The following is a 17,271-nucleotide window of genomic DNA, read 5'->3' on the forward strand; positions in this document are numbered from 1 at the left end:
CATATTGACAGGCATTCGAGCCCGGTGCTAGACAGTTGTACAGCACGATATCGGTGCCGGACGGCGCGCCCGCCGGACTGTCGCAAACGATGGATCCCGGTCGCCCGATTCGGTCGGGCAGCACAACCGTCATCCGCGAGCAAACCGAGATAGAGCTGCGAAAACAGCTGTATACATCGATGTCGCACGATGCCATCCGGCGCATATGGAGGCCCAAATGCATGAACCGAGGAATCGGGGCAGTCGAGCACTAGGTGTTGGTCGATCGCACGGCACACCGAGGAAGGGTGAGCGGTGAGTGCCGCACAAACGAGGGCTGATACCTATGCCGGTACGCGTGTCTCCCGGATCGAGGATCTGCGGCTGCTGACCGGCGCCGGATCATTCGTCGATGATGTGTCGCGGCCGGGCATGCTGCACGCCTGCTTTGTGCGCAGCCCGTTGCCCCGCGCCCGGATCGGCGGAATCGACACCGCGGAAGCCGTTGCGCTCGAGGGGGTTTACGCTGTCTTTCTGGCCGGGGACCTCAATCTCGGTGTGCGCGATCAGTCGTACCGGATCGATGGGCCGCACCTGCCTGCGTCGAATTGGCCGCCGCTGGCCGAGGACGAGGTGCGGTTCGTCGGGGATCCGGTCGCGCTGGTTGTCGCCTCCGACCGATATATCGCCGAGGACGCGGCGGAGTTGGTCGTCGTCGACTACGAGCCGTTGCCCGCCGTGGTCGACTACACGACGGCGGAAGGTTCGCAGGCCCTCGTGCACGCCCGTTTTCCGCGGAACATCGCGGGACAGCTGGCCGGTCGGCCGGCCGAAGAGGTGGGGCCACTGTTCGATGCCGCACCGAATGTGGTGCGGCAAACCATCTTTCAGCAGGCATATACGCCAGTGCCGATGGAGACCCGCGGCGTGGTCGCGGAGTGGTCGGCATCTGCCGGTGAGATGACGATCTGGACCTCGACCCAGGCGCCGCACGAGGTGCGCGGATTCTGCGCCCGGCTGCTCGGCGTCGACGAGCATCGGGTGCGAGTCATTGTGCGCGACACCGGAGGTGGCTTCGGGCAGAAGGTGGTGGTTCAGCGGGAGGACATCTGTGTCATGCTGGCGGCGACGAAGGTACCGGTTGCGCTGAAGTGGATCGAGGACCGGCAGGAACACCTGATCTCGGCGGGGCTGGCACGCCAGGACCACGGCGAGGCTCGCATGGCCTTCGACCGGGACGGCACGATTCTGGCCGCCTCTCTCGACTACGTGCAGAACGTCGGGGCATATCCGGTGCCGTCGCCGATGACGGCCGCCGCGGTTGTCGGGATGCTGTTTCCCGGGCCGTATCGGGTGCCCGCGGCGACGTTCACCATGAAGATGTTGTACTCCAACACCGTTGGGCGAGTGGCCTATCGCGGGCCGTGGCAGTTCGAATCGATGGCGCGGGAGGTGCTGCTCGACACCGCTGCACGGCGGTTGGGCATCGACCCGGTCGAGTTGCGCCGCCGGAACATGTTGCGCCGCGAGGACTTGCCGCTGCTGAACCCGAACGGCATGCGGTACAGCGACATCACGCCGCTGGAGACGTTCGAGCAGGCGCTCGGGATACTCGACTATCCGGCCTTCCGCCGTGAGCAGGAACTGGCCCGCGCGCACCGCCGCTTTCTCGGCGTCGGCACATGCACATATGTGGAGCCGACCGCAGCGTCGACCCCGTACCACGGTACCGAAGGCGCGACGATCCGCATCGAGCCCTCGGGCAAGGTCAACGTATATCTCGCCGGTGGATCCGCGGGAAACAGCCTGGAAACCACCGCGATTCAGCTGACCGCCGACGCGCTCGGTGTCGACATCGCAGATGTCCACACCATCCAGGGCGATACGGCTGTGACACCGTTCGGTGCCGGCACCGGCGGCAGTCGTTCCGGTTCGATGGTGGCAGGGGCGATCGCCGAGACAGCATCGGTACTGCGGGAACGAATTCTGGCCATCGCAGCCCATCGCTTGGGTGTGGCGGTCGACGAGGTGGAGTTCACGCACGGGCGGGCCACGGTGCGCGGGGCGCCCGATGCCGAGTTGTCGTTGCCCGAGATCTGCGCGATTGCCTACTTTCAGCCTGATGCGCTGCCGCCGGGCGTGCCTGCGGGATTGGAATGTAGCGGGCGCTATCGCGCACAGAGCCCGATGATCTGGGCCAACGCGACCCACCTGTGCACCTGCGAGGTCGATATCGAGACCGGCGCGGTCACACTGTTGCGCTACATCGTCAGCGAGGACTGCGGCCCCATGATCAACCCCAGTGTGGTGGAGGGACAGATCTACGGCGGCACGGTGCAGGGCATCGGTGGCGCGCTCTACGAGAATCTCGCCTACGACGAGAGTGGAAATCCGGTCGCGACCACGTTCATGGATTACTTGATTCCGACGGCCACGGAGGTGCCCGTCATCGAGCTCGGTCACATCGAAACACCGGGACCCGGGCCCGGTGGCTACAAGGGGGTCGGGGAGGGCGGCGCGATCGGCTCTTCTCCGGCCGTGGTCAACGCGGTCGCCGATGCGCTGGCCCCGTTCGGCGTGGAAATCTCCCGGCTGCCGCTGACTCCCGCTGCGATCCTCGCGCTGATCGACGCGGCCGATGCCCCGGCGGTGACGGCGTGAAGCCGGCAGCATTCGTGTACCACGCCCCGGCCACTGCGCAGGAGGCGGTCGAACTCTTGGCCGAACTCGGCGATGGAGCCAAGGCGATCGCCGGTGGGCAGAGCCTGATGCCGATGCTCATCCTGCGCCTGGCGGTCTTCGACCACCTCGTCGACTTGCGCCGCCTGGAGGAATTGCGTGGCATCGACAGTCGCGATGATTCGGTGTGGATCGGTGCCGGGACAACGCATTCCGCGGTCGGCAAGTCCCCGGAAGTCCGTGGATCCGTCCCGCTGTTGTCGCGCGCTACCCCGCTGATCGGCCATTTCCAGATCCGCAACCGTGGCACCATCGGTGGATCGATCGCCCATGCCGATGCGGCCGCCGAATATCCGGCGGTGGCGCTGACACTCGATGCGGAGCTCGAAGCGCTGTCACCGCGCGGACGGCGGACGATCGCCGTAGCCGAGTTCTTCACCGGGATGTGGAGCACCGAGCTCGCCGAAGACGAACTGCTGACCGGCATCGTGTTTCCGGTACGGCAGGGGCGGTGCGGTTTCGCGATCGAGGAATTCGCCCGTCGCAGTGGCGATTTCGCTATCGCGGGCGCCACGGTTGCGGTGCGCCTGGATGCGGATTCGCGCATCGACCGGTGCGCCATCGGATTGTTCGGACTCGGACCGACGGCGGTACGAGCGGGTGCTGCCGAAGTCGAGCTGATCGGGCGGGCCGCAAGCGAGGTGGCACCCGGGGACATAGGCCGTACCGCAGTGTCGGGGCTGGGCTCGGTGCCATCCGATCTGCATGGATCGGCCGATTATCGCCGCCGCGTCGGTGCGGCCATGGTGGCGCGCGCGTGGCGGCGTGCGGTCGAGGAGGCGAGCGATGACTGACGTCGAGATTCACATGCGGGTCAACGGGATTACGCGACGCAAGGTCGTGCCGCCCCGGCGTACCCTCGCCGATTTTCTGCGGATCGACTGCGGGCTGACCGGTACCCACCTCGGCTGCGAGCACGGAGTTTGCGGGGCCTGCACCGTACTGCTGGATGGGGACGCGGTGCGGGCCTGCCTGGTTTTCGCTGTACAGGCCGACGGCGCCGAGGTCACGACCGTGGAGGGGATGGCCGCGGCCGACGGGGGCCTGTCGCCCGTGCAAGCCGCGATGCGGGAGCACCACGGCCTGCAATGTGGTTTCTGCACACCGGGTTTCGTCGTCACCGCCACCGCATTCCTGCGCGATAACCCGCACCCTACGGACGAGGAGATTCGCGCAGCCATATCCGGAAACCTGTGCCGCTGCACGGGATACCAGGGAATCATCAAGGCCGTCCGAGCGGCGGCGGAAAAGAGCGGCATTGTGAAGGACCCCGCATGAAGCTCGAGAACACCTTCAGCATCCCCGTCCCGGTGTCGGACGCGTGGAATGTGCTGCTCGACATCGAGCGGATCGCGCCCTGTGTGCCCGGGGCCATGCTCATGGGTAAGGACGACGACGGCTACACCGGCAAGATCAAAGTCAAACTCGGCCCCGTCGGTCTGACCTACACCGGCGTCATCAAGTTCCGATCGACCGACGAGGCAACCAAGGTCGCCGTACTCGAGGGCGGGGGGCGAGAAGTTCGTGGCAACGGCACCGCACAGGCTGTCATCACCTGTCGACTGGTGGAATCCGATGGTGCTACCGACGTTGTCGTAGAGACCGACCTGGCTATCACCGGCAAACCCGCGCAGTTCGGTCGCGGCACCCTGGCCGAGGTGGCCGGCACGCTCATCGGCCAGTTCGCCGCGAACCTCGCACAGGAGATCACCGCCGCCAAAGGCTCGGCTTCGGCGGAAGTCGTTGCACTGAAATCAGATTCGGAGGACGACGGCAATGCGGTCGACCCCGGGGTGATGGCTTCGGCCGCCGCACCGCGCGTAGTGGCCGAACCCATCGACCTGCTCGAAGCGGCCGGCATGGGCCGCCTGAAGCGTTTCGGTCCGCCGGCGGCAGCACTGCTGCTGGCGCTGAGCATTGTGCTGTTGCTGCGGCGACGCCAACATGAAAGGTGAGACAGATGGCTGGAAGAGTTGAGGGCAAGGTCGCCTTCATCACCGGTGCCGCCCGCGGGCAGGGTCGTGCCCACGCGGTGCGCCTCGCCCAGGAGGGCGCCGACATCATCTGCGTGGACGTCTGTAAGCAGCTCGATGGCGTCAAGATTCCGATGTCGACGCCGGCGGACCTGGCCGAGACTGTCGACCAGGTGAAGGCGCTCGGCCGACGTATCCTCGCCGCCGAGGTGGACGTGCGCGACTACGACGCGATGAAAGCGGTCGTCGACGAGGGCGTCGCGCAGTTCGGACGGCTCGACATCGTGGTTGCGAACGCCGGCCTGGGCAGCGAGGGCAAGCGGCTCGATCGGATGGACGAGAAGGTCTGGCGCGACATGATCGACGTCAACCTGACCGGGGTCTGGCTCACCGCAAAGGCAGGCATCCCGCATCTCGTCGCGGGTGGTCGCGGCGGTTCCATCGTGATCACCAGCTCCAGCGGTGGTCTGCGCGCGCACCCGAACATCGGGCACTACATCGCCGCCAAACATGGTGTCATCGGCGTGATGCGAACGCTGGCAATAGAGTTGGGCGACAAGAGTATTCGCGTCAATGCGATCTGCCCGACCCAGGTCGGCACACCGCTGCTGCTCAACGACGAGACCTTCCGGATGTTCCGGCCCGACCTGGAGAATCCGACCAAGGAGGACTTCGCTCCGGCATCGCAGACCATGCACGTGCTGCCGACCCCTTGGGTCGACGCCGAAGACATCGCCAACGCGGCACTGTTCCTGGTCTCCGACGAGGCCAGGTTCATCACCGGTGTGGCCCTGCCGGTCGACGCTGGCATGCTGCTGAAGTAATCCGCGACCGCACGGCGCATCGCGAGTATCTCGAATTCACCTGAAGGGACTGACCATGCGCATAGGTTTTATCGGACTCGGCAGCCAGGGCGGTCCCATGGCGCGCCGCATCATCGAGGCAGGCTACCGGACCACGCTGTGGGCGCGCAGACCAGAGACGCTGGCGGCATTCGCGGACACCGGCGCGACGGTGGCGGAGTCTCCCGCCGCACTCGCCGCGGCCAGCGATCTGGTGTGCGTATGTGTGGTCGGCGACGCTGATGTGGTCGAGGTCGCCGACGGTGTCGCGGGGGTACTGGCCGGGTTGGCGAGTGGCGGCGTACTCGCGATACATAGCACCGTACATCCCGACACCTGCCGTGAGTTGGCGAAAAAGCCGCTGCCCAGGGTATTTCGGTGGTTGATGCGCCCGTGAGCGGGGCGGGCAGGCCGCCGCCGAGCGCAGATTGCTGGTGATGGCCGGCGGTGAGACCGAGGTGGTCGAGCGTTGCCGACCGGTGTTCGACACCTACGCTGGGCATGTCGTCCATCTTGGTGACCTGGGCGCTGGACAGGTCGCCAAGCTGCTCAACAATCTGCTCTTCACGGCGAACCTCGCCACCGCCGCCACGACGTTCGACCTCGGACGCGGACTCGGTGTCGACCCCACGCGGCTCGGTGAGGTCATCGCCCATGGCAGCGGAAACAGCGTTGCGCTGGGCACGATCGCGCCGCTGGGCGGAAGCCTTCAGCAGCTGGCAATCTATGCCGCCGAACTGCTGCGCAAGGACGTCGGATTGGTGACCGATCTCGCTGTGCGCGCCGAAGCACCGAAGGGCGTGGTACTCACAACGGCCGAGACCACGCTTGCTCTGATGGACAAGCTCCGCTGAGAGATATCGGATTCATCAGTGTGCGGTACGTCCTCCTCGGCACCGGGGCTGGTTCCGGCAGTCCGGCTACCGTGCGGCCGGAACGAGATCGCCGAAACCATCGCCTCCGGGATTGAGGGCACAGCTGCGAAATTGCTCGGTCGGCTCGGCCGTATCCACGGTGGCGGAGACGGCCGAGAGGGCGCGTAGCTTGAACGCCCGCGCGGCCATGCTGAGCCGGTGCTGGACGGGGGCGACCCGACGGTCGATCTCGCTGGGACACCCATCACCCCAGAGGGTCACTTCATCGATCAGCATATGGTCGAAGACGTCGAGCATCCCGTCGCGGACTCGGGCATCCGCGGCATATAGCTCGGCATCGATGGCAATGGTCTGCGGCAGTGGGCTTCGCACCCTCGACCCCAATGCCTCGTCGAGGCCGACGACCTGCACACCGAGAATGTCGAGCGGCCGGGTGTCCGTGTGATCCGCGATCATCGCGGTGACATCCCATCCAGCCATTACTCGATCGAAGAGCCAGCCGCCGGCATATCGGACGACTTCGGCAATTCCTGGCGCGACCACCACCAGCTGATATCGCTGACGATGGTTGCGGGCCTCTGCTGCCGCGCGGGCGAGCGGGTGCACTCGCCTGGCTTTGTGGGAAGTGAGATCAACGGGTCGAGCAGCCATCGGTGTTTCCATCTCGTCGAGCAAAGCGGTGATCGTCACGGCCCTGGTGCCGTGCCGATTCAGGAGCGGCGTCGTCCCGCACCGTTTCATCGACGGTCTTCGGAAGCGACATCGCTCCGTAGCCGATCGGGGGAGCGCGATGTCCGATTACATGTATTCGGTCGACAGCGCGGCAAATGCTGAATTCGTCAGGCATTCGAAATGTGTCGCCATCCGTTCGGATTTATCGGACAGCTACCGAAAGGGCGTGCTCGGGATCTACGTTCGATCGCTACAGATACACCGTAAGTAGGTTTGCCGACTGTGACAAGGGACTCACTGAAGCTTTTATCGGCGGAGTTTCACAACTGCGCGCTGCGTGATACTTTTCGAAGGGCACAACTAATTTGACGATTGCGAATCGCAACCGTCGGCTGTAATTCGCCCGATATTGATATGTCCGTCGCCGGAGATTCGTTCGGGCTTCGGCTATGCCCCGTTGGCCGGCTGAGTGCAGGTCGCCCCATCGATAGTGGTTGTCATGGTGCCCGTTGCTTGGAAGTTGTTTTCCAGCACTGCCGGTGACAGGGTGAATCCGCCGGGCTCACTGGTGACCTTGGTTCCCTGATGTTTGCCGGACACCGTCAGATTCTCGTGCCAGGTGATCGCGGAGATCTGGGCGTCGGTCCCGCGTTCCACGCTCTCGGTGCCGTTGATCGTGGCGTCGGGGTCGTTGTGGAAATCGGTGTAGGTGACGTCGATCTTCGAGATCAGTGCCTTCGACGAGTCCTCGGTGATCACCACCTTCGCCTGGCCGCCCTTCTCGCCATCGAGCGTGTAGGTCCCGCCGGGCAGGTGCGGGAATGCGGGTAGCGTGTCGCCGGGGTGGTACGGCAACCCCCACACCACATCCGGTGCCGACGCCACGGAGGGCGGTGGGGTCGGGCGGAGCCCATCGAAACGGGCGATCATCACCCGGCTGTGGCGCCCGCCCGGCTCGTTGGATGTCGGGCAGGGCAGCGGGTTGCTGCCACCACAGGCCGGTGCTGTCACCAGGTTCTCCGCCCATACCGCCGCGGTGCTGTCGGCCAGCCAGGCGGGGTCAGCGGCGGCGTTCCAGTTCGGTTCGGCAGGGGTGTCGATGTGCATACTGCGTCCGGTGTCGGCGTCGACCAGATATGGCAGGAAGAACCGGCGCTGCCCGTTGTTGCGAATGCCGGAGATGTGTCCGGTGGTCGGCAACTGGTCGGTGAGCGGCGGAATACCTCGCAGACCGGAGATGAAGTCCAGTCGGCCGGAACCGATCACCTGCTCGGACAGGAGGTACCTGCCGTCGGGCGAGCCGGCGTTCGGGTCGGTGTACATCGCGTGCCGGGTGAGTGGCCTCGACTTTCCGGTGGCGTTGTCGGTCGCCCACAGGTCGATGCTGCCGGACTCGTAGCTCTCGATGCCGAGGGCGGATGTGCCGTCGGCGGTCCAGCCGCGGAACTCGCCGATCATCCCGGCGGGGTTGAACTTCAGCTGGTTGCCGTCGACCATGTACGGCTGGAACTTGGGATCCGGGTTGTACATGGTCCGCACGTCGTCGATGTCGTAGCGGCCGTTCGCCTGATCGAATCTCAGTGTGCCCGCGAATGCATACTCCGCGAGTACTTCCTTCGACGGTGGTATATAGCTGAATCCGATGTGCTTGTCGTCCGGATTCAGGCGGGGTTCCCGCAGCGTGCCGGGTTTACCGGTGCCATCGTCCCAGTACAGCGGATAGGCATGCAGTTGCGCCGGTGTGCATTCGTCGTCGGAGAACTCGTACGGGCCGCAGTCGATGATGGCCGAGCCTGCCAGGGCCCGCTTACCGTCATGAAAACTGTTGATCGCATACGTGAAGTTGTTGTTGTCGCTCCAACTCGCCGGGTAGGACACACCGCAGGTCAGGCACTTCCAGCCGTCGCCGTTGGGGAACGTCTTGCCGTCGGTGTGCACCAGCAGCATCTGCGGGCCGTTGAAACTGCTGGCCGGTCCCGATGCCGGTGCGCCGGCGAGGACCGCGCCCACCAGCGCGTAATCACTCGACGGATAGTACGTACCCACCGCGCCCAGCGCGCCCCAGGCGGGGCTGACGCAGCCGGTGTTGTGTGGATTGACCGCCTCCGTGCACGAGCCCGCGTCGGTGGACGGTGCCGTCGGGGGCACCGGTAACTCCCTGACGTCGGCCTTGATGTGTAGCTGATCGGATGGATCCACGGTCACCACGCTTGCGGCCGCTGGTTCCGCCCACGCCGGTTGCCCGAACAGACTTGCCATCACCACCGACAGCACGACGGCAGTGGTGCGCCACCATTGTCGGATCGGGCGGGGGCGACGAACGTGAGTCACATAGCCCATATAGCACCTACCTACGGTAATGCTTGTTACCTACCTGGTAACGCAGTTATCGGGGCACCATAGTCGAACATCCGAGGTGTGGATGCGATTTCGAAATAGTATCGGCACCGATGTATATCCGATAATGTATCGGTACCAATGGATATCTGGTGCCGTATGCTGCTCCCATGGACGGGAGACGGCTGCACCGGCTGGGTAGATATCTGATCGAGCTCGCGCGCCAGGCCGGTCTCGAATCCGCTGACGAACTTCCCCCGGAGGGGGAGATTGCCGTGCTGGTCGATGTGATCGACAATCCGGGCAGTTCGGTCGGCGAGATCACCGAACGGATCGGATTCTCCCAGGGCCATGTCTCCGACTGTGTCGCGCGGCTGGTCGACGATGCGCTGCTGGCCACCGACATCGACCCGGCCGACCGGCGGCGCACCCTTGTCTATCCAACCGATGTCCTGTTCAAGGCCATCGCACGACGAACCGCCCCGCGCATCGACGATGCCTTGGTGGCCGCACTGGGCGACCCGGGCGCGGCTCGCCGGGCGAAGGAACTGCTGACCGAGCTCGCCGATGTGCTGCTGCCGGATCGATGATCGCGCCATCGTTGCACATCGGCGTCGGACGCCTGCAGGTGAAGTGACGCGCGAAGGGGCTAACCGGCGGCCGCAGCGATCAGCTCGTCCGACCGCTGGCGCAGCGCTGCACGGACCGCCGGATCGTAGGCTTGGTCGTCGGCACGGGATTCGACTTTGCCGTTGAAGTACGTGCCAGTGGGAACATCGTTGTCGACCAGGTGCAACACTGCATCGCCGCCCTCTTCGACGGTGCTCAGCGGTGATCCGCCGAACTCGGCCACCATCGACGTGTCCATGTAAGTGGCCGGATGCACGGCCGTGACCGAAACGCCGGATGAGCGCAGTTCCTCGGCCAAATCGAAGGTGAACATGATTTCGGCGAGCTTGGCACGCCGATAGGCCGCAATCCCGTCGTAGTCGCGTTCGAAATTGAGGTCGTCGAGGTCGAGTGCCTGCTGCCCGATCGAGGCGACATTGACCACTCGCGACGGCGCCGAGTCGATGAGCAACGGCTGCAGTTGCCGAGTGAGGCGATACACCGCCAGGTAATTGACCGCGAAACGCAATTCGACGCCATCGGCGCTGACCTGTCGCGGTGCACCCGGTGCGCCGAATCCTAGGCCGGCGTTGTTGATCAGCACGTCGAGGCGGTCGGTCCGCCGCCGAACCTGCTCGGCCAACTGGTCCACTTCTCGTAGCGAGGCCAGATCCGCAAGCAGGACCTCCGGTTCCCGGCCGCCGCCCGCCAGGATCTCCTCGCGTACCTGCTCCGCCCGCTCCTTGTCGCGACCGTGCACGAGGATCCGCGCTCCGGACCGCCCCAAACGTGCGGCCAGATGCCGCCCGAGACCATCGGTAGAACCGGTGATCAGAACGGTTTGTTCAGTCATGTCGACTCCTTGCTCGGCAGTGGTGTCCGCCAGCGACGCATGCTCGGTGGAAGCGTTCGGGTGTTATGAACCGTTCTGCGATCAGCCTTGAACCGGAACACAACGAACTAGATGGTTCGGATACGAACGTACTCGCAGCGAGGTGTTTGTCAAACGTCTGGATCGGCTCGACTGCCGGGGTATCCGGACGAGCGTCGCGCGGGTCCAGTGAACCGTTCGGTCACCGGACCCGCGTCGTCGGTATTCCGCTGATGTCGTGGTCGATGTCTCAGTTCATCCCGATCCGGATGTTTTTCACCTGGAGGAATTCGTACAGGCCATCGAGGCCGCCGGTGCGGCCATAGCCGCTCTGCTTGTAGCCGCCGTAAGGTCCCTGTGGCGAGATGTCGCTGATCTGGTTGATCCAGACCGAACCTGCCTCCAACCGCCTTGCAACCCGGTGGGCCCGGGTGAGGTTGGTGGTCTGAATGAAGGCGTTCAACCCGTACGGCGAATCGTTGGCGATCCGGATCGCCTCCGCCTCGTCGGCGAACTTGATCACCGATACGACCGGGCCGAAGGTCTCGATCTGCGCCAGCGCCGAGGAGTTGTCGACGTTGCCGAACACCGTGGGCTGGATGTAGTAGCCCTCGGCCAGATCGCCGCCGATTCGTTTGCCGCCGGTGATCAGCTCTCCGGATTTGTCGGTAACCGCCTGGTCGATCACGCCGAGGATCCGCTCGGTGTCCCCCGCGCTGATCACAGGCCCGAACGTGACGGTCGGATCGAATGGATCGCCGATCTTCGCGGCCTCGACTACTGCCACGAACTTCTCCAGGAATGCATCGTAGACGGACTCGTGCACGAGGACGCGGCTCGCGCAGGCGCAGCTCTGCCCCGACTGCACAATCGGCCCCTGGTACGCCGCCAGCTGCGCCGCCGCATCCAGGTTCGCATCCTCGAAGACAAGGTTGGCCGATTTGCCGCCCAGTTCGGCCACCACCGGCGTCAGGTTGACCGCCGCACTCGCCAGGATTTTGCGAGCAGTGTCGCCGCCACCGGTGAAATGGACCTTGCGTATGCCGGGATGTCGCACGAGGGCGTCGCCGCCCTCGGCCCGCGCAGGCACCACGTTGACCAGCCCGGCCGGCAGCCCCACCTCCGCACACAGCTCGCCGAACCGCAGTGCGGCGAAGGGCGCCAGCACCGACGGCTTCAGCACGACGGCATTGCCCGCGGCCAGCGCCGGCGCGACACACGATGCGGCCACGACCATGGAGCCGTTCCACGGCGCGATTACACCGACCACACCGTAGGGTTCGCGTTCGATCAGGTTGAGGTCGAGGGAGGCGGCCACCGGCGTGCTGAGGCCGTGCGGCTTGTCGACGTATCCGGCGAAGTGGCGCAGGAAACGCTCGAGCAGAACGGTATTGACGGCTAGCGACACCGGTACCGCATAGTCCTGCACGTTGAGCCGCGAGAAGTCGGCCATGCTCTGCCCGACCGCGTCCGCCAGATCGATGAGCAGATCTCGGCGGCGGTCGGCGGTCAACGACATCCATTCCCGGTGCGCCTCCCACCCGGAGCCGACCGCCTGGTCCATCTCCGCGGGGCCTGCCAGATGAACCGTCGCGTTGGGTCGGCCGGTGGCGGGGTAGATATGCTCCTGGCTGCCTCCGGAGGTCCGTTCGAGCCGGTCGCCACCGATGAACAACCCACCCTGCAATGGATGTTCGGGCGGTTGCAAAGTTTCCGTTGTCGTAGACATCAGTGCTCCTACGGTGTCTTTCCGTCTTCGGCGCGCCATTCCTCCAGCACCCGCGGCTTCTGCTCGGCGATCACCTGGTTGAGGTGGGATGCCTTCGGCCAACCGGAATAGGCGGCGAAATGCAGTGCGAATTCATCCATTTCAGCGAAGGACAGATCCTTGCTCTTCAGCGCGGCATAGACGTGCGACATGATCGGGTACGGCGCGTCCTGGAATGCCACACAAGCGACAGTGATCAGGCGCCGCTCCTTCATCCCCAGCCCCGGCCGCAGCCACATCTCGCCGAAGACGAAGTTGAGAATTCCCGCGCCCTGGTACGGGTTGTTGCGGTCGGGGAAGTAGGGCAGGCAGTTGACGTCCATGAAGGACTGTTCGCCGCGGGCCAGCCGCGCCTGCGGATCGCTGGGAGTGACCAGCGGCAGCAGCGGCTCCTGCGGCGGAACCTCCTGCCCGCGTTCACGATTGATGCGTTCCCATTGCTGGTCGACGATCATGTTGAACCGGGAGGCCTTGGGCCAGCCGGCGTAGACCGCGAAATGCAGGACTGCCTCGCGTATTTCGGTGATGGTGATGTCCCCGCTGTTCAGTGCCGCGTAGACGTGGTCGACGATCGGCTGCTCGGCGTCGGCGTCGGCGACGCAGGACAGCGTGATGAATCGCCGCTCCCGCCGAGTCAGGCCGGGACGGGTCCAGATCTCGGCGAACACGAAGTCGACCAGGCCATTTGCGATGGCCGGGCTCGAATCGTCCGGGGCCGGGAACGTCATCACCCCGGCGAACTCGCGCTTGCCGCGTTCCGAGCGTGCCAGGTCGGCGCTGGGCACCGTGTCTGTTGTCATGAGTTGTGTGCCTTCTGTATCGGCGCTCCGGTCGCTGCGAGGATCGGCCTCGCTGGCTGGAGCGGAGTGCTACTTGAGGGTGACGCCTGCGTCGACTTTGAACTCCATGCCGGTGACGTAGCGGGCCTCGTCGGAGACCAGGTACAGCACGGCATTGCTGATGTCGAGGGCCTCTACCATCGGGACGGGGAGTGCGTTGCCGAACAGTGGAGCCAGATCTGGCCGCGTTTCGGTGAGCAGCTTGAACAGTGACTCCGGAGTCATTCCGGTCGCGACTCCGGTCGGATGCACGGTGTTGACGCGAACATTCTGTGCCGCAAGCTCATTGGCGAGTGCCTTGCTCATCCCGACGACGCCGAGCTTCGAGGCGGTGTAGGGGATGTGCAGCGGCGTGCCCTTGAGAGCAGCCGCCGAGCTGATGTTGACGATGCTGCCGCCGCGCTCGACGAGATGCGGGAGCGCTGCGGCGCAGGTATTCCACGTGCCGATGAGGTTGACATCGACTACGGTCCGCCATTGTTCGGGTGTCGTCGTGTCCCAGGTGCCCGCGGTCAGTACACCGGCGTTGGCTACGACGGCGTCGAGCCCGCCCAGCTGCGCCACGCCGTCCGCGACGGCCGCCGTCAGTGCCGCAGCATCCCGGATGTCAACGGTCTTGGTGATTGCGCGGCGGTTGTGCTTGTCGACCAGACGAGCCGTCTCCGCCAGATCCTGCGGTGCGGAGAGTGGGTACTCGATCTCCGGCAGCGGTCCGCAGACATCTATCAGGATCAGGTCAGCGCCCTCTTCGGCCAGCCGGACCGCATGGCTGCGGCCCATGCCGCGGGCCGCGCCGGTGATCAGCACCCGCTTGCCGGCTACGCGTCCGGTGGGTTGCGTGTTTTCGGTCATCGCTGCCCTGCTCACAGCTTGTTGCAGAAGCCGGCGTCGACGGGCAGCGCCACGCCGGTGATGTACTTGGCCTCGTCGGAGGCCAAGAAGGCGATTGCCGCGCTGATGTCCTCCGGTTCGAGCATCGCGACCGGCATGGGGTTCATCAGGTGCGGCCCCCCGGATTCGGGGTGGTTTTGCACCCACTCCATCATCGCCGGATTGATGGCCATCATGGTGTTCACCGCGGTTGGGTGCACGGTGTTGACCCGAATGCTGTGCGGTGCAAGAACATTCGCCAGCACCCGCATGATGCCGACGAGTCCGGACTTCGCGGCCGCGTAGCCGAGGCCGCCACCCTCCATGCCGCCGAGGCCGACCAGACCGGCGGTGGAACTGGTCAAGGTGATGACGCCCCCACGCTGACCGGCGATCAGGTGGGGGATCGCGGCGCGGGTCACATGGAAGACACCCGAGAGATTGACACCGATCACGGCGTTCCACATGTCGAGTTCGGTCTCGATCGGAACTTCGTCGAACGACGTCGGGGCGATCCCGGCGTTGGCGCAGACGATATCGAGGCGGCCCAATTCGGCGACACCGGAGTCCAAGGCGGAGCGAATCTGATGGAAGTCACGTACGTCGGCGACCGAGCCGAGCATCCGGCGGCCCTTGGCCTCGACCAGTGCGACGGTCTCGTCGAGCTCCTCGCGCGTCGCCAGCGGGTAGGGGTTGGAGGGGATGTCGGCACAGATGTCCACGCCGATGATGTCGGCACCTTCAGTAGCCAATCGCACAGCGTGACTTCGGCCCTGTCCGCGCGCTACACCGGTGATGAAGGCGACTTTGCCGTCTAACGAACCCATTTGATCCTCACTTCGATGCCGAGCAGATCCGTGCCGCCCCGGCCGAGTCGGGCGAGAACACGGTTATCATGAAACGCAAAAGTATGCGTTGATCTGTGGTAATACCATTACCACTATGGGAGAGTAGCACGCTATCTGGTGTGCGGGAAGGAATCGAATTTGATCGCGCGGGAAGGTGTGGAGTCGGGAGAGGTGCCGGGGCAGGCGAGCGACGGGATCCGGCGGGCGGTCGTGGAATTGCTCGAGACCGATGGCTACGACGCATTGCTGTTGCGCGAGGTCGCACGCCGTGCCCGGGTGTCGCTGACCAAGATCTACAAGCTGTATGGCACCCGGGATGACCTGATCCTGGCGGCGCTGGACTTGTGGATGGAGGAGAACCGGTACGCCGGTCTGGATGCGCAGGTCTCCGGTGCCGACGAGACTCTCTACGTCGGTCTGATGCGGGTGTTACGAAGCATCTTCGAGCCGTGGGAAGGCCACCCTGCCCTGCTTGCCGCCTATTTCCGGGCCCGCTCCACACCAGGTGGCGAGAAGCTGATCCGGCGCGGGTTCGACGCTGTCGTTCCCGCCGCCATGGCGGTGTTGGCCGAGGTCGACGCCGATTTCGTGCGAGATCTCGAGACGATCTTGTCGAGTCTGGTCTACGGCCTGCTGGGGCGCTTCGCGTGCGGCGAGATCGACGTATCCGCGATAGTGCCCGCCGTCGACCGCACGGTGTACTGGCTGACCTCGGGGTACGAGGCTGGGCGCGAGGGCCGGTAGCGCTGCGGCCTGTGACCGGAGCTGGCGCCGTCGAGCCTCGGCGACGCGGAAATCCGTCCGCCGGGAGGCTCACCGGTGGTAATACTGTTACCGAAATATGAAATCGTCATTCTCGAAGGCGATGCCGGAGTGCGCGAACCGCTCTGCTTCATGCGGAACCAACCGGCTCCACCGCCCCAGCTCGTCGAGGAAGACCGACCGAACGAGGCAGGCATGAAATCGGTTCCGTTGTCCCACACTGTCATCGACTCGCCCGCTACTTCTTCCTATCGGGTGGTCCAATGGGCGACCGGCGATGTCGGAGCCCGAGCCTTGCGTGCGGTGATCGAGCACCCGAACCTAGCCTTGGCCGGCGTCTACGCCCACTCGGCTGACAAAGTCGGGCGCGACGCGGGGGAGCTGTGCGGGCTGGGAGCTACCGGGGTAACCGCTACCGGCAGTCTCGATCAGATCCTCGCCCTCGGCGCCGATTGTGTGCTCTACATGCCGCTGCGCTGTGATATCGATACCGTGTGCCGGTTGCTGGAATCGGGGGCCAATATCGTCACCACCTGCGGCGAATTCCACCGTCCGGCAAGCATGGATCCGGCCGTCCGCGCGCGGGTCGAGTCCGCCTGCCAGGCCGGGAACACTTCGATACACAGCACCGGAAGCAGTCCCGGCTTCATCACCGAGGCGGTTCCGCTGGTGCTGTCTTCGATTCAGCGCGAGCTGCGTAACCTCACGATCGAGGAATACGCCGATATGTCGCAACGGGATTCACCGGCGATCCCGTTCGAGATCATGGGGTTCGGCCTGCCGCCCGCGCAGTTCGATACCCGGCGGGCGGATAATCTGCGGCACGCATTCGGCCCGTCGCTGCAGCTGGTCGCCGACGCCATCGGCCTGCCGCTGGATACCGTCGACGCCACCGCCGAGGTCGCCCTCGCCCGCCGCCGGACGGAGATCGTTGCGGGCACGCTGGAGGCGGGAACGGTTGCCGCGCAGCGAATCACGATCTCGGGGCAGCACAAAGGGACCGCGCTGCTGCGGTTTCGCGCCAACTGGTACTGCACCACCGACATCGACGCCGCCTGGGATCTTCGCCCTACCGGGTGGCGTGTGCGGGTCGACGGCGACGCGCCGTTGGACATCGAAATGCGCTTCCCGTTCCCGCTGACACAGATGAACGAGATCTCACCGGCCTATACCGCCAACCGGCCGGTCAACGCGATTCCGTTCGTCTGCGCAGCCCCGCCCGGCATCCGCACCACAGTCGACCTTCCCACCATTACGGCATCGCTGGCCTGATCGGCCGAGATCCGA

Annotated in this window: 15 protein-coding genes and 1 pseudogene; 9 read left to right on the forward strand and 7 right to left on the reverse strand. The window is 65.1% G+C overall.

Annotated features, from left to right (window positions below):
• Positions 1–294 precede the first annotated feature (294 nt).
• The 6 genes and pseudogenes from ON44_RS38320 (at position 295) to ON44_RS38345 (ending at position 6,387) form a co-directional block, all read left to right on the forward strand.
• The gene (locus tag ON44_RS38320) at positions 295–2,640 is read left to right on the forward strand and encodes a xanthine dehydrogenase family protein molybdopterin-binding subunit (protein WP_040699594.1); all 2,346 of its coding nucleotides are present in this window, start codon (positions 295–297) and stop codon (positions 2,638–2,640) included.
• Complete coding sequence (locus tag ON44_RS38325; protein WP_040699595.1) at positions 2,637–3,512, forward strand: FAD binding domain-containing protein; 876 nt, start codon at positions 2,637–2,639, stop codon at positions 3,510–3,512. The genes ON44_RS38320 and ON44_RS38325 overlap by 4 nt, the downstream gene beginning before the upstream one ends.
• The gene (locus tag ON44_RS38330) at positions 3,505–3,996 is read left to right on the forward strand and encodes a (2Fe-2S)-binding protein (protein ID WP_040699597.1); all 492 of its coding nucleotides are present in this window, start codon (positions 3,505–3,507) and stop codon (positions 3,994–3,996) included. The genes ON44_RS38325 and ON44_RS38330 overlap by 8 nt, the downstream gene beginning before the upstream one ends.
• Positions 3,993–4,673, forward strand: coding sequence for an SRPBCC family protein (locus ON44_RS38335; protein ID WP_040699598.1), 681 nt, complete (start codon positions 3,993–3,995; stop codon positions 4,671–4,673). The genes ON44_RS38330 and ON44_RS38335 overlap by 4 nt, the downstream gene beginning before the upstream one ends.
• 5 nt (positions 4,674–4,678) lie before the next feature.
• Positions 4,679–5,515, forward strand: a complete 837-nt coding sequence (locus tag ON44_RS38340; RefSeq protein WP_040699600.1) for a mycofactocin-coupled SDR family oxidoreductase — start codon at positions 4,679–4,681, stop codon at positions 5,513–5,515.
• A gap of 55 nt (positions 5,516–5,570) precedes the next feature.
• Positions 5,571–6,387 (forward strand): annotated as a pseudogene (locus ON44_RS38345) (NAD(P)-dependent oxidoreductase).
• Positions 6,388–6,453: 66 nt separating this feature from the next.
• On the opposite strand, the gene ON44_RS38350 reads toward ON44_RS38345, so the two are convergent.
• Both ON44_RS38350 and ON44_RS38360 read right to left on the reverse strand, forming a co-directional pair.
• Entirely contained in the window at positions 6,454–7,098 is a 645-nt protein-coding gene (locus ON44_RS38350; protein WP_085998699.1) for a hypothetical protein, read from the reverse strand.
• Positions 7,099–7,527: 429 nt separating this feature from the next.
• Positions 7,528–9,420 carry a hypothetical protein gene (locus ON44_RS38360; RefSeq protein WP_040699603.1) on the reverse strand — a complete coding sequence of 631 codons (1,893 nt, stop codon included), beginning with the start codon at positions 9,418–9,420 and terminating at the stop codon, positions 7,528–7,530.
• A 167-nt stretch (positions 9,421–9,587) separates the two neighbouring features.
• Here ON44_RS38360 and ON44_RS38365 point away from each other — a divergent pair, with 167 nt between their 5' ends.
• On the forward strand, positions 9,588–10,007 hold the full coding sequence (locus tag ON44_RS38365) for a winged helix DNA-binding protein (RefSeq protein ID WP_040699605.1): 420 nt from the start codon (positions 9,588–9,590) through the stop codon (positions 10,005–10,007).
• A 59-nt stretch (positions 10,008–10,066) separates the two neighbouring features.
• On the opposite strand, the gene ON44_RS38370 is transcribed toward ON44_RS38365, so the two are convergent.
• The 5 genes from ON44_RS38370 to ON44_RS38390 form a co-directional block, all read right to left on the reverse strand.
• Positions 10,067–10,879 carry an SDR family NAD(P)-dependent oxidoreductase gene (locus ON44_RS38370; protein ID WP_040699606.1) on the reverse strand — a complete coding sequence of 271 codons (813 nt, stop codon included), beginning with the start codon at positions 10,877–10,879 and terminating at the stop codon, positions 10,067–10,069.
• Between the two features lie 268 nt (positions 10,880–11,147).
• Entirely contained in the window at positions 11,148–12,626 is a 1,479-nt protein-coding gene (locus ON44_RS38375; protein WP_051182965.1) for an aldehyde dehydrogenase family protein, read from the reverse strand.
• Positions 12,627–12,634: 8 nt separating this feature from the next.
• Positions 12,635–13,465, reverse strand: a complete 831-nt coding sequence (locus ON44_RS38380; RefSeq protein WP_085998700.1) for a carboxymuconolactone decarboxylase family protein — start codon at positions 13,463–13,465, stop codon at positions 12,635–12,637.
• A 69-nt stretch (positions 13,466–13,534) separates the two neighbouring features.
• Complete coding sequence (locus ON44_RS38385) at positions 13,535–14,356, reverse strand: mycofactocin-coupled SDR family oxidoreductase (protein WP_040699639.1); 822 nt, start codon at positions 14,354–14,356, stop codon at positions 13,535–13,537.
• A gap of 11 nt (positions 14,357–14,367) precedes the next feature.
• Positions 14,368–15,201, reverse strand: a complete 834-nt coding sequence (locus tag ON44_RS38390) for a mycofactocin-coupled SDR family oxidoreductase (protein WP_040699608.1) — start codon at positions 15,199–15,201, stop codon at positions 14,368–14,370.
• Between the two features lie 159 nt (positions 15,202–15,360).
• Between ON44_RS38390 and ON44_RS38395 the strand changes: the two genes are divergently transcribed.
• Both ON44_RS38395 and ON44_RS38400 read left to right on the forward strand, forming a co-directional pair.
• On the forward strand, positions 15,361–15,966 hold the full coding sequence (locus ON44_RS38395) for a TetR family transcriptional regulator (protein ID WP_373283275.1): 606 nt from the start codon (positions 15,361–15,363) through the stop codon (positions 15,964–15,966).
• 213 nt (positions 15,967–16,179) lie between these two features.
• Positions 16,180–17,256 carry an NAD(P)H-dependent amine dehydrogenase family protein gene (locus tag ON44_RS38400; RefSeq protein ID WP_051182976.1) on the forward strand — a complete coding sequence of 359 codons (1,077 nt, stop codon included), beginning with the start codon at positions 16,180–16,182 and terminating at the stop codon, positions 17,254–17,256.
• The last annotated feature ends 15 nt before the right edge of the window (positions 17,257–17,271 follow it).

This window comes from Nocardia vinacea NBRC 16497, assembly GCF_000308835.1.
Lineage (GTDB): Bacteria > Actinomycetota > Actinomycetes > Mycobacteriales > Mycobacteriaceae > Nocardia > Nocardia vinacea.

Bases quoted from the DNA above. Each gene is read 5' to 3' on its own strand.
- ON44_RS38390 (WP_040699608.1), bottom strand. From the start codon at position 15,201: ATGGGTTCGTTAGACGGCAAAGTCGCCTTCATCACCGGTGTAGCGCGC.
- ON44_RS38365 (WP_040699605.1), top strand. From the start codon at position 9,588: ATGGACGGGAGACGGCTGCACCGGCTGGGTAGATATCTGATCGAGCTC.
- ON44_RS38385 (WP_040699639.1), bottom strand. From the start codon at position 14,356: ATGACCGAAAACACGCAACCCACCGGACGCGTAGCCGGCAAGCGGGTG.
- ON44_RS38330 (WP_040699597.1), top strand. From the start codon at position 3,505: ATGACTGACGTCGAGATTCACATGCGGGTCAACGGGATTACGCGACGC.
- ON44_RS38360 (WP_040699603.1), bottom strand. From the start codon at position 9,420: ATGGGCTATGTGACTCACGTTCGTCGCCCCCGCCCGATCCGACAATGG.
- ON44_RS38335 (WP_040699598.1), top strand. From the start codon at position 3,993: ATGAAGCTCGAGAACACCTTCAGCATCCCCGTCCCGGTGTCGGACGCG.
- ON44_RS38370 (WP_040699606.1), bottom strand. From the start codon at position 10,879: ATGACTGAACAAACCGTTCTGATCACCGGTTCTACCGATGGTCTCGGG.
- ON44_RS38375 (WP_051182965.1), bottom strand. From the start codon at position 12,626: ATGTCTACGACAACGGAAACTTTGCAACCGCCCGAACATCCATTGCAG.
- ON44_RS38400 (WP_051182976.1), top strand. From the start codon at position 16,180: ATGAAATCGGTTCCGTTGTCCCACACTGTCATCGACTCGCCCGCTACT.
- ON44_RS38380 (WP_085998700.1), bottom strand. From the start codon at position 13,465: ATGACAACAGACACGGTGCCCAGCGCCGACCTGGCACGCTCGGAACGC.
- ON44_RS38340 (WP_040699600.1), top strand. From the start codon at position 4,679: ATGGCTGGAAGAGTTGAGGGCAAGGTCGCCTTCATCACCGGTGCCGCC.